Genomic DNA, 11,546 nt, shown 5'->3' with positions numbered 1-11,546 from the left:
TAGTGCAGGTGGTGCGGGCCGGCCCAGATGTACACCGCGATCAGCGCCCAGAAGTGGACGATGGACAGGCGGTAGGAATAGACCGGACGCTCGGCCTGCTTGGGCACGAAGTAGTACATCATGCCGAGGAAGCCGGCGGTGAGGAAGAAGCCCACGGCGTTGTGCCCGTACCACCACTGGACCATGGCGTCGGTGGCGCCGGCGTACAGCGAGTAGGACTTGGTGAAGGTCACCGGCAGCTCGAGGTTGTTCACCACGTGGAGCATGGCGACGGTGAGGATGAACCCGCCGAAGAACCAGTTGCCCACATAGATGTGCTTGACCTTGCGCTTGACCAGGGTGCCGAAGAACACCACCGCGTAGGCGACCCAGACCACCGTGATCAGGATATCGATCGGCCACTCCAGCTCGGCGTACTCCTTGGACGAGGTGTAGCCCAGCGGCAGGCTGATGGCGGCCAGCAGGATCACCAGTTGCCAGCCCCAGAAGGTGAAGGAGGCGAGGGTGTCGGAGAACAGTCGCACCTGGCAGGTGCGCTGCACCGCGTAGTAGCTGGTGGCGAACAGTGCGCAACCGCCGAAGGCGAAGATCACCGCGTTGGTGTGCAGCGGGCGCAGGCGGCCGAAGCTCGTCCACGGCAAGCCGAAGTTCAGGTCGGGCCATACCAGCTGGGCGGCGATCAGGACACCGACGGTCATGCCGACGATGCCCCAGACCACGGTCATGATGGCGAATTGGCGGACCACCTTGTAGTTATAGGCGGACTCTGGGTTAGTGGTGCTCATGCTATGGGCTTCCATCCACGGTTATACGCTATGGCTTTTTCCGGCAGTTGGGATGCCGGGCGTCCCCCCATTGGGGCTGGTCTAATTGGCGTAATTAGCGAGAGGAAGCATGGATAATGGGGCGTTATGAAATATTGATCGGGATCAATTGGCTTCCCGACCCCCACTGCATACGAGGTGTGGCAAGTTGTCGCTGAAATGGAACCGCCCGGCCGGCTCGCTGTCGGCCACCCTGATTCTCGCCCATGGCGCCGGGGCGCCGATGGACAGCCCGTTCATGGAGCGCATCGCCGAACTGCTCGCCGCCCAGGGCATCGCCGTCGCGCGCTTCGAGTTTCCCTACATGGCCCAGCGCCGCGAGGACGGCCGCAAGCGTCCGCCGAATCCGCAGGCGCAGTTGCTCGACTGCTGGCGGCGGGTCCATGCGCAGGTCCGCGAGACCCTGGACGGGCCCTTGGCCCTGGGCGGCAAGTCGATGGGCGGGCGCATGGCCAGCCTGCTGGCCGACGAGCTGGGCGCGGATGCCCTGGTCTGCCTCGGCTACCCGTTCTACGCCGCCGGCAAGCCGGAGAAGCCGCGAGTCGCCCACCTCGCCGGGCTGCGCACGCCGACCCTGATCGTCCAGGGCGAGCGCGACGCCCTGGGCAACCGCGAGGCGGTGGCGGACTATGCGCTGGCGCCGACGATCCGCCTGCACTGGCTGGCCGCGGCGGACCACGACCTCAAGCCGCTGAAGGCCTCCGGCCTGACCCACGAGCAGCACCTGGCGGCAACGGCGCGGGAGGTGGCCGGCTTCCTTCGCGGGCTCCAGGGCCATTAACGGTTCCTTAAGGCATCCCCTCATAAGCTGCGGCGCAACCACCCTCGCATCGAGGCGTGGGCGACTGACTTCTCTGAGGGGGGAAGACATGAACATGCATGCCGACGGTGAGCAGATCACCGCTATCGATACCCGCGAACGCATCCTGCTGACGGGGGCCACCGGCTTTCTCGGCGGTTCGGTCTCCGCCCAGCTGATCGCCGCCGGGCACGGCGCCAACCTGTCCTTCCTGGTCCGCGCCGAATCCCGCCAGCAGGGGCTCGAACGCCTGCGCGGCAACCTGCTGATGCATGGCGTCGACGAAACCGACTGCCTGGCACTGCGGGCGGAGCAGATCCTCTGCGGCGATTTCCTCGACACCTCCTGGCTGGCCCGCGAGACGCCGCGCCTGATGCAGGTGGAGCGGGTGATCAATTGCGCCGCCGTAGCGTCGTTCTCGAAGAACCCGACCATCTGGCCGGTCAACGTCGACGGCACTTTCGCCTTCGCCGACGTGCTGAGCCGTTCGAAGCGACTGAAGCGTTTCCTCCACGTCGGTACCGCGATGTGCTGCGGACCGCAGCGAGAGTCGCCGATCAGCGAGTCCTGGGAGTTCCCGGCGGCGGAGCAGCAACTGGTGGACTACACCGCGTCCAAGGCGGAAATCGAGCGGCGTATGCGCGAGGAACTGCCGGGCCTGCCCCTGGTGGTGGCGCGGCCATCCATCGTGGTGGGCCACCGTACCCTTGGCTGCCAGGCCTCCGGTAGCATCTTCTGGGTCTTCCGCATGGGCTTCGCCCTGGAAAGCTTCACCTGCGGCCTGGACGAGCAGATCGACGTGATCCCGGTCGACTACTGCGCCGAGGCGCTGATCGGCCTGGCGCTGAAGCCGTGCCTGGGGCACAGCCTCTACCATATCTCCGCCGGCCATCGCGCGGCCTGCACCTTCGGTGAGATCGACGAGGCCTTCGCCCGCGCCAACGGGGCGGCGCCGGTAGGCGAGCGCTACCGCAAGGTGGAGGTGGACGACCTCAAGGAACTGGCGAAGAGCTTCGAGTCGCGCATCGGCCCGGCCAATCCGCGTCTGGTCCTGCGCGCGTTGCGCTTGTACAGCGGCTTTGCCGACCTCAACTACCTGTTCGACAACAGCCGTCTGCTTGAGGAGGGGATCTCCGCGCCACCGCGCTTCACCGACTACCTCGACGTCTGCGTGCAGTCGTCCAGCGCGGTGAGCATCCCGGCGCAGATGCAATGGGACTTCAAGTGACGGCAGGCGCGGGGAGTTTCCTCCCCGCGGCCTGATCTCAGCGGTTGAAGCGCTCGACCAGGGAATACTGGCTCTGCGCGGTGGTGGTCAGTTCCTCGCTCAGTTTTGCCGTGCGCAGCGCCTCGTCGGAGGTCTGCTCGGCCAGGGCGGCGATGGTGCTGATGTTGCGGTTGATTTCCTCGGCCACCGCGCTCTGTTCCTCCGCGGCGGCGGCGATCTGGGTGGTCATCTCGGTGATGTTGCTGACCGCCTCGCTGATGCCGACCAGCGCGCTGTCGGCTTCCAGCACCCGCTGGACCCCGGCTTCGGCCTGCTGCAGGCCGCTCTCCATGGTATGTACCGCATCGTTGGCGGTGTTCTGCAACTTGGCGATCAGATGGTGGATCTGCTCGGTGGAGGCCGCGGTGCGTTGCGCCAGCGAGCGCACTTCGTCGGCCACCACGGCGAAGCCGCGTCCCTGGTCGCCGGCCCGCGCCGCCTCGATGGCGGCGTTGAGGGCGAGCAGGTTGGTCTGGTCGGCGATGCCCTTGATCACATCGACCACGCCGCCGATCTCGTTGCTGTCCTGGGCCAGGCGACTCACCGCGGCCCCGGTCTCGCCCACCGACTCCGACAGGCGCTGGATGGCGTTGCGCGTCTCCGCGGCGATGTCGCGGCCGCGCGAGGTCAGTTCGTTGGCCTTCTGTGTGGCGTCGGCGGTCAACTGGACATTGTTCGCCACTTCCTGGGTGGTGGCGGCCATCTCGTTGACCGCGGTGGCCACCTGTTCGGTCTCTGCGCGCTGCTGTTCCAGACCGGCGGAGCTGTGGTGGGCCAGGGTGTCGGCCTGGCGCGCCTGTTCGGTGAGGTATTCGGCGGTGTCCTGCAGGCGCGTCAGGCAGGTCTTCAGGCGCGCGTCCTGGCTGAGGATGGCCATTTCCAGGCGCGCCTGCTCGCCGCGGCTGTCGGTGTACATCTGCGCGATCAGCGGGTCGGAGGTGGTCTGTTCGGCGAGCCGCATCAGGCGCTTCAGCCCGCGCTTCTGCCAGCGCAGTCCGGCCAGGCCGAGCGGAACGGCGAGCAGGCCGGCGAGGATGAAGCCCCACCAGGAGTTCAGCCAGATACCGATGAGGAAGCCGATCTGGCTGATCAGGATGAACGGCAGCCAGTCGAGCAGTACCGGCAGCCAGCGGTCGCGCCGGGGGATCGCCGGCTTGCCGGCGCCGAGGCGACGGTAGAGGGCCTCGGCGCGCTGGATCTGTTCGGCGGTCGGCTTGACCCGCACCGACTCGTAGCCGACCACCGCGCCCTGGTCGTAGATCGGCGTGACATAGGCGCTGACCCAGTAGTGGTCGCCGTTCTTGCAGCGGTTCTTGACGATCCCCATCCACGGGCGGCCGGCTTTGAGGGTGGTCCACATGTGGGCGAACACCGCCGGCGGGACGTCGGGGTGACGGATCAGATTGTGCGGCGCGGACATCAGCTCCTCGCGACTGAAGCCGCTGATGTCGATGAAGGCTTCATTGCAGTAGGTAATGATGCCTTTGAGATTGGTGGTGGTGATCAGGCGTTGCTCCGCCGGATAGACGCGCTCGTGCTGGGTGATCGGTTGATTGTTGCGCATGGGCCTTCCAAAACAAGTGAAGCATTTACCTCTGCATCGGCGAAAACGCCTTTCACATGAGGGATTTGTGAATGCTTTCACGAGGAAAAACAGATAGCTATTGACCCAAAGCATGAGAACCGACCACGTGGTCGGATAGATGGCGGATTCGCTGATGGAGGTCAATACGTTACGGTTTCGTGTCATTCCCGGCGGCGCGCATGGGCTGGGGAGGGGCCTGGCGGATAAGCGCGAGGCGGCCATTCGCCGGTACTGCGGGGTATCGGCGGATGACGCAGGGGCGTTGTTCGCCCTGCGAAGCGCCCGCCGCCCCGGGCGCCGGAATGAAAAAGGGGTGGCCGAAGCCACCCCTCCGCGCGTACCGCCGCTGCCTCAGAGCATGCTGCGCAGCACGTAGTGGAGGATGCCGCCGGCCTTGAAGTACTCGACCTCGTTGAGGGTGTCGATGCGGCAGAGGACCTTGAAGCTGTCCTGGCTGCCGTCCTCGCGGGTCACTTCCACGCTGAGCGGCATGTGCGGTTTGAGTTCGCCGCCGAGGCCGCGGATGTTCAGCACCTCCTTGCCGGTCAGCTTCAGGCTCTTGCGGTCCTGGCCGTTCTCGAACTGCAACGGCAGCACGCCCATGCCGACCAGGTTGGAGCGGTGGATGCGCTCGAAGCTCTCCGCGATCACCGCCTTCACGCCCAGCAGGTTGGTACCCTTGGCCGCCCAGTCGCGCGACGAGCCGGTGCCGTATTCCTTGCCGGCGACGATCACCAGCGGGGTGCCGTCCTGCTGGTAGCGCATGGCCGCGTCGTAGATCGCCAGTTTCTCGCCGCTGGGCACGTACAGGGTATTGCCGCCTTCCTCGCCGCCGAGCATCTCGTTCTTGATGCGGATGTTGGCGAAGGTGCCGCGCATCATCACCTCATGGTTGCCGCGACGGGAGCCGTAGGAGTTGAAGTCCTTCGGTTCCACGCCGTGCTCGCGCAGGTAGCGGCCGGCCGGGCTGTCGGCCTTGATGTTGCCGGCAGGGGAGATGTGGTCGGTGGTCACCGAGTCGCCCAGCACCGCCAGCACCCGCGCCTGCTCGACGTCGGCGATGGCCGGCGGCGCCTCGGCGATGTGTTCGAAGAAGGGTGGATGCTGGATGTAGGTGGAGTCGGCCTGCCACTCGTAGGTGTCCGACTGCGGCACCTGGATCGCCTGCCATTTCTCGTCGCCGGCGAAGACCTCGGCGTACTCCTTGTGGAACATCTCGGTGTCGACCTTCTGGATCGCCTCGGCGATTTCCTTCTGGCTCGGCCAGATGTCCTTCAGGTAGACCGGCTGGCCGTCCTTGCCGGTGCCCAGCGGTTCCTCGCTGAGGTTGATCCGCACGCTGCCGGCCAGGGCGTAGGCCACCACCAGCGGCGGCGAGGCCAGCCAGTTGGTCTTCACCAACGGGTGCACGCGGCCTTCGAAGTTACGGTTGCCGGAGAGTACCGAGGCGACGGTCAGGTCGGCCTGCTGGATGGCTTTCTCGATCGGCTCCAGCAGCGGCCCGGAGTTGCCGATGCAGGTGGTGCAGCCGTAGCCGACCAGGTCGAAGCCGAGTTCGTCGAGGTAGCGGGTCAGGCCGGCGGCCTTGAAGTAGTCGGTGACCACCTTGGAGCCCGGCGCCAGCGAACTCTTCACCCAGGGCTTGCGTTGCAGGCCTTTCTCCACCGCCTTCTTCGCCAGCAGCCCGGCGGCCATCATCACGCTGGGGTTGGAGGTGTTGGTGCAGGAGGTGATGGCGGCGATCACCACCGCGCCGTTCTTCAGGCGGTGGGTCTGGCCGTCGTGCTGGTAGTCGATCTCGCCGAAGGCGGCGTTGGCGCCGACCGCGGTGCCGCCGCCGCCCTCGCTGAGCAGGCGGCCTTCTTCGGTGCTGGAGGGATGCAGTTGCAGGCCGAGGAACTCGTTGAAGGCGCTGGCGACGTTCTGCAGGGCCACGCGGTCCTGCGGGCGCTTCGGTCCGGCCAGGCTGGCCTCGACTTCGCCCATGTCCAGGTGCAGGGTGTCGGTGAACACCGGCTCGTGGCCCTTCTCGCGCCACAGGCCCTGTTCCTTGCTGTAGGCCTCGACCAGCTTGACCGTGCTTTCCGGGCGTCCGGACAGGCGCAGGTAGCCGAGGGTGATCTCGTCCACCGGGAAGAAGCCGCAGGTGGCGCCGTATTCCGGGGCCATGTTGGCGATGGTGGCGCGGTCCGCCAGGGGCAGGTCGGCCAGGCCGTCGCCATAGAACTCGACGAATTTCCCCACCACGCCCTTCTTGCGCAGCATCTGCGTGACGGTCAGCACCAGGTCGGTGGCGGTGATGCCCTCGCGCAGCTTGCCGGTGAGCTTGAAGCCGATGACCTCGGGGATCAGCATCGATACCGGCTGGCCGAGCATGGCGGCTTCCGCCTCGATGCCGCCGACGCCCCAGCCGAGCACGCCGAGGCCGTTGATCATGGTGGTGTGGGAGTCGGTGCCGACCAGGGAGTCGGGGAAGGCGTAGGTCCTGCCATCCTCTTCCTTGGTCCAGACCGTGCGGCCCAGGTACTCCAGGTTGACCTGGTGGCAGATGCCGGTGCCCGGCGGTACCACGCTGAAATTGTCGAAGGCGTTCTGGCCCCAGCGCAGGAAGGCGTAGCGTTCGCCGTTGCGCTGCATCTCGATCTCAACGTTCTGTTCGAAGGCCGATTCGCTGGCGAACTTGTCGACCATCACCGAGTGGTCGATGACCAGGTCCACCGGCGACAGCGGGTTGATCTTCTGCGGGTCGCCGCCGGCCTTGGCCATGGCCGCGCGCATGGCGGCCAGGTCGACCACCGCGGGCACCCCGGTGAAGTCCTGCATCAGGACCCGCGCCGGGCGGTACTGGATCTCGCGGTCGGAGCGGCGCTCCCTGAGCCAGCCGGCGAGGGCCTTGAGGTCGTCGCCGGTGACGGTGCTGCCGTCCTCCCAGCGCAGGAGGTTTTCCAGCAGGACCTTCAGCGACATCGGCAGCTTGCCGAGATCGCCCAGGGTCCGGGCGGCTTCCGGGAGGCTGTAGTAGTGGTAGGTCTTGCCGTCCACAGCGAGACTGCGAAGGGTTTTCAGGCTGTCCAAAGCAGGCATTTCTGATTTCCTCACGGCGGGCCCGGGGGCGGCGGGCCTGGCCTCGTCCTGACGCCAGGCCCGTCGTCGAGCCGATAGTGCCTGGCTTCGCCCGGGACCCGCGGCGTCCGCGGACGCCAGGGTGCCGTTACCTCGGTAATGCGCGGTGGCCCGATCCCATCGGTACCGGCCGCTGGCGAGAGTCAGACTTTGGGATAGCGTTGTTCGAAACCTTCAAGCTAGACCGGCTCGAGGGCTCCTGCCATATACACTGGACCGACGAACGGTCGCTGCAGTTCCCTTGAGGCATGCCCGGCACTATAGTGCGCGGCCAAGGAGACAACCCCATGAATACCCTGTTGATGCACTGCCGGCCAGGCTTCGAAGGTGAAGTCTGCGCCGAAATCGCCGAGCATGCAGCCACTCTCGAGATTCCCGGCTACGCCAAGAGCAAGCCGGCCAGCGCCCACGTCGAGTTCGTCTGCCAGGACGCCGACGGCGCCGAGCGCCTGATGCGCCGCCTGCGTTTCGCCGACTTGATCTTCCCGCGCCAGTGGGCGCGCGGACCCGGCTTCATCGAATTGCCGGAAAGCCAGCGCATCGAGGTGCTGCTGGCGGAACTGGCGAGTTATCCGGTCTGCGGCAGCCTCTGGCTGGAGGTGCTGGACACCAATGCCGGCAAGGAGGTCTCGACCTTCTGCCGCAAGTTCGAGAAACCGCTGCGCGCCGCGCTGGTGAAGGCCGGGCGGTTGCAGGAGGACCCGGCGCTGCCGCGCCTGCTGCTGACCTTCCGCTCCGGCCGGGAGGTCTTCGTCGGCCTCGCCGAGCCGCGCAACAGCGCGCTCTGGCCGATGGGCATCCCGCGCCTGAAGTTTCCCCGCGAGGCGCCGAGCCGTTCGACGCTGAAGCTGGAGGAAGCCTGGCACCAGTTCATCCCGCGCAGCGAATGGGACAAGCGCCTGGCGCCGGATATGCTCGCCGTGGACCTCGGTGCGGCGCCGGGCGGCTGGACCTGGCAACTGGTTAACCGGGAGATGCGGGTGACCGCCGTGGACAACGGGCCGATGGCGGAGAACCTGATGTATTCCGGGCTGGTCGACCACCAGAAGGTCGACGGCTACCAGTACCGCCCGCGCCAACGGGTCGACTGGATGGTCTGCGACATCGTCGAGAAGCCGGCACGCACCGGTGCGTTGATCGAGACCTGGATCGGCGAAGGGCTTTGCCGCGAGGCGGTGGTCAACCTCAAGCTGCCGATGAAGCAGCGCTACGCCGAGGTGCGCAAGATCCTCCAGCGCCTGCGCGAGAGCTTCGACGCGCGCGGCCTGAAGGTAGTGATCGGCTGCAAGCAGCTGTATCACGACCGCGAGGAAGTGACCTGCCATCTACGCCGCCTTGAACGCTGAGGGGCGGCGGCATTCCGGCCGGGGACAGGTGACCGGCCGCGCCGCATGCGCGACAATGCGCGGATTCTGTTGCGGAGTTTCCCGATGACCCATTCTGTCGACGCCATTCTCGACGCCACCGGCCTGAACTGTCCCGAGCCGGTGATGATGCTGCACAACAAGGTCCGCGACCTGGCGCCCGGCGGCCTGCTCAAGGTGATCGCCACCGATCCCTCGACCCGCCGCGACATCCCCAAGTTCTGCGTGTTCCTCGGTCACGAGCTGGTCGAGCAGCAGGAAGAGGCGGGCACCTATCTCTACTGGATCCGCAAGAAGGCCGACTAGGCCTTCCGCGGACCCCGCCATCCCACGCGCTTCAGCGCAGCTTCTCCATGAGCTGGTAGTACCACATCCCGGCGGCCAGCATCGGATTGCCGAAGAGGTCGCCCAGCGGCACCCTGAGGTGCTTGCAACGGGCGAAGGTGTCGAACTGCTCCAGGCTCCCGCTCATCGCCTTGGCCATGATTTCGCCCATGATGTGGCTGGTGGCCACGCCATGCCCCGAGTAGCCCTGGCAGTACCAGACGTTGTCGGAGAGCTTGCCGAGCTGGGGGATGCGGTTCATCACGATGCCCATGGCGCAACTCCACTGGAACTCGATCTCCACGCCCTTCAGGCGCGGGAAGGTGCGCTCGATGCATGGCCGCAGCTCGGCGGCGATGTCCCGCGAGTCGCGGCCCGAGTAGTTGGCGCCGCCACCGAACAGCAGGCGGCCGTCGGCGGTGGGGCGGTAGTAATCGAGGACGAAGCGGCAATCGTAGACCGCCAGCCCCTGCGGGTTGATCTCCCGTGCCAGCTCGCCCAGCGGCCGGGTGGTAACGATTCCGCCCATGGCCGGGAAGATCATCCCCTTGAGCTGCCTGCGTTCGAGCTTGTGGTAGACATCGCCGGCAAGCAGGATCTGCTGCGCCTCGATCCTTCCCTCGCGGGTGATCACCGCCGGCCGCGGGCCGTGGACGATATCCAGGACCTCGGAATGTTCGAAGATCAGCGCGCCGAGGCCGGCCGCCGCCCTGGCCTCGCCGATGCACAGGTTGAGCGGGTGCAGGTGCATGTTGCGGGTGTTCTTCAGCGCGCCGCAGTACAGCTCGGTCTCCAGGTGGGCCTGGACGCCGGCCTTGTCCAGCAGGAGCACCTGGTCGCCCATGCCGCGGCGCACCGCCTCCTCGTAGGAGGCCTGCAGCTCGCCCATGTGGCTGGCCTTCATCGCCGCGTGCAGGTGGCCATGGCGGAGGTCGCAGGCGATGCCGTACTTCTCCACCCGCTGGCGGATGATCTCGTGGCCGCGCCAGCGCAGGTGCCAGATGAAGTCCTCGACCTCGGCGCCCAGCCACTGGCGCATCTGCTTGTGCATCGCCGCGTCGCCGGACAGGCTGCCGGTGACCTGGCCGCCGTTGCGCCCGCTGGCGCCCCAGCCGATGCGATGGGTCTCGACCAGGGCCACCTTGTAGCCACGCTCGGCCAGTTCGACCGCCGTGGCGACGCCGGTGAAGCCGCCGCCGATGATGGCGATGTCGACCGTCACCGCGCCCAGCAGGGTCGGATAGTCGGTTTCCTCGTTGAGCGTGGCGGCGTAGTAGGACGGCGCGCGTTCCGCGGCCGGACGGGGATGGATTGCTGCGTTCATCGGGTATTCCTTGTTCCAGTGCGGCGCGTCCTGCCGGCGCGCCGCCGTATGCGGGCGGGTCCGGGGTGGCTCAGGCCTGGGTCAGGTACCAGCGCCAGTCCTGCTCGCCGACCTCGCCCATGAATTGCCGGTATTCCGCGCGCTTCACCGCCAGGTAGACGCCGAGGAACGGCTCGCCGAAGGCTTCCCGCGCCCACTCGGAGCCTTGCAGGGCGTCGAGGGCGGTCAGCCAGTCGGTGGGCAGGCGCTTGCCGGCCTGGGCGTAGCCATTGCCCTCCACCGGCGCGCCCGGATCGATGCCTTCGCGGATGCCGCGGTGGACCCCGGCGAGAAGCGCCGCGGCGGCCAGGTAGGGGTTGGCGTCGGCGCCGCAGATGCGGTGCTCGATATGCCGACTGGAGGCCGGGCCGCCCGGCACGCGCAGGCTCACGGTGCGGTTGTCGACGCCCCAGGTCTGCGCCAGCGGCGCGTAGCTGTTGGCCTGGAAGCGCCGGTAGGAGTTGGCGTTGGGACAGAACAGCAGGAGCGAGTCGAGCAGGCTGGCGAGCATGCCGCCGACCGCCTGGCGCAGCAACGGCGTGCCGGCGGGGTCGTCGCTGGCGAACAGGTTGTGGCCTTGTTCGTCGGCCAGGCTGACGTGCAGGTGCATGCCGGTGCCGGCCAGGTCGTCGAACGGCTTGGCCATGAAGCAGGCGAGCATTCCGTGCTTGTGCGCGACGCCCTTGACCAGGCGCTTGTAGCGGATCGCCTGGTCCATGGCGACTAGGGCGTCGCCGTGGTCGAGGGTGATTTCCACCTGGCCCGGGGCGTATTCCGAGATCGCCGTGCGTGCCGGCAGGCCCTGCGCCTTGCATGCGGCATAGAGGTCGGCGAGGAACGGCTCGATCTGCTCCAGTTCGCGCAGGCCGTAGACCTGGGTCGCCCGCGGGCGACCCA

Annotated in this window: 8 protein-coding genes and 1 pseudogene; 4 read left to right on the top strand and 5 right to left on the bottom strand. The window is 67.1% G+C overall.

Annotation, left to right across the window (positions count from 1 at the left end; all coding sequences use genetic code 11):
* The coding region (locus HMPREF2581_RS19045; RefSeq protein ID WP_177343982.1) for a cbb3-type cytochrome c oxidase subunit I at positions 1 to 785 on the bottom strand (785 nt) is incomplete at its 3' end.
* A 187-nt stretch (positions 786 to 972) separates the two neighbouring features.
* Here HMPREF2581_RS19045 and HMPREF2581_RS19040 point away from each other — a divergent pair.
* Positions 973 to 1,605, top strand: coding sequence for an alpha/beta hydrolase family protein (locus HMPREF2581_RS19040; protein ID WP_003140185.1), 633 nt, complete (start codon positions 973 to 975; stop codon positions 1,603 to 1,605).
* An 88-nt stretch (positions 1,606 to 1,693) separates the two neighbouring features.
* Entirely contained in the window at positions 1,694 to 2,851 is a 1,158-nt protein-coding gene (gene cprA / locus HMPREF2581_RS19035) for a cationic peptide resistance protein CprA (RefSeq protein ID WP_003140184.1), read from the top strand.
* 37 nt (positions 2,852 to 2,888) lie between these two features.
* Here the strand turns inward: cprA and HMPREF2581_RS19030 are convergent, their stop codons facing one another.
* Together HMPREF2581_RS19030 and acnA are read right to left on the bottom strand one after the other, a co-directional pair.
* Positions 2,889 to 4,454, bottom strand: a complete 1,566-nt coding sequence (locus tag HMPREF2581_RS19030) for a methyl-accepting chemotaxis protein (RefSeq protein WP_003140182.1) — start codon at positions 4,452 to 4,454, stop codon at positions 2,889 to 2,891.
* Between the two features lie 372 nt (positions 4,455 to 4,826).
* Positions 4,827 to 7,559 (bottom strand): aconitate hydratase AcnA, encoded by a 2,733-nt coding sequence (gene acnA / locus HMPREF2581_RS19025; RefSeq protein WP_070867365.1) that lies wholly within the window; start codon positions 7,557 to 7,559, stop codon positions 4,827 to 4,829.
* Between the two features lie 326 nt (positions 7,560 to 7,885).
* On the opposite strand from acnA, the gene rlmM reads away from it, so the two are divergent.
* Both rlmM and tusA read left to right on the top strand, forming a co-directional pair.
* A complete protein-coding gene (rlmM, locus tag HMPREF2581_RS19020; protein ID WP_003110971.1) occupies positions 7,886 to 8,944 on the top strand; it encodes a 23S rRNA (cytidine(2498)-2'-O)-methyltransferase RlmM in 1,059 nt (352 codons plus the stop codon).
* An 84-nt stretch (positions 8,945 to 9,028) separates the two neighbouring features.
* Complete coding sequence (tusA, locus tag HMPREF2581_RS19015) at positions 9,029 to 9,268, top strand: sulfurtransferase TusA (protein ID WP_003105999.1); 240 nt, start codon at positions 9,029 to 9,031, stop codon at positions 9,266 to 9,268.
* A gap of 31 nt (positions 9,269 to 9,299) precedes the next feature.
* Here the strand turns inward: tusA and HMPREF2581_RS19010 are convergent, their stop codons facing one another.
* Together HMPREF2581_RS19010 and HMPREF2581_RS19005 are read right to left on the bottom strand one after the other, a co-directional pair.
* A complete protein-coding gene (locus HMPREF2581_RS19010) occupies positions 9,300 to 10,610 on the bottom strand; it encodes an NAD(P)/FAD-dependent oxidoreductase (RefSeq protein WP_003110970.1) in 1,311 nt (436 codons plus the stop codon).
* Between the two features lie 70 nt (positions 10,611 to 10,680).
* Positions 10,681 to 11,546, bottom strand: a pseudogene (locus tag HMPREF2581_RS19005) (glutamine synthetase); the annotation flags it as partial.

This window comes from Pseudomonas sp. HMSC057H01, from assembly GCF_001836405.1.
Classification (GTDB): domain Bacteria; phylum Pseudomonadota; class Gammaproteobacteria; order Pseudomonadales; family Pseudomonadaceae; genus Pseudomonas; species Pseudomonas aeruginosa.
The sequence above is the reverse complement of the archived record's forward strand: the minus strand, read 5'-3'. Positions and strand labels throughout refer to the sequence as shown.

Excerpts from the sequence above, each read along its gene's own strand:
- acnA (WP_070867365.1), bottom strand. The coding sequence starts at position 7,559 with ATGCCTGCTTTGGACAGCCTGAAAACCCTTCGCAGTCTCGCTGTGGAC.
- tusA (WP_003105999.1), top strand. The coding sequence starts at position 9,029 with ATGACCCATTCTGTCGACGCCATTCTCGACGCCACCGGCCTGAACTGT.
- HMPREF2581_RS19030 (WP_003140182.1), bottom strand. The coding sequence starts at position 4,454 with ATGCGCAACAATCAACCGATCACCCAGCACGAGCGCGTCTATCCGGCG.
- rlmM (WP_003110971.1), top strand. The coding sequence starts at position 7,886 with ATGAATACCCTGTTGATGCACTGCCGGCCAGGCTTCGAAGGTGAAGTC.
- cprA (WP_003140184.1), top strand. The coding sequence starts at position 1,694 with ATGAACATGCATGCCGACGGTGAGCAGATCACCGCTATCGATACCCGC.
- HMPREF2581_RS19010 (WP_003110970.1), bottom strand. The coding sequence starts at position 10,610 with ATGAACGCAGCAATCCATCCCCGTCCGGCCGCGGAACGCGCGCCGTCC.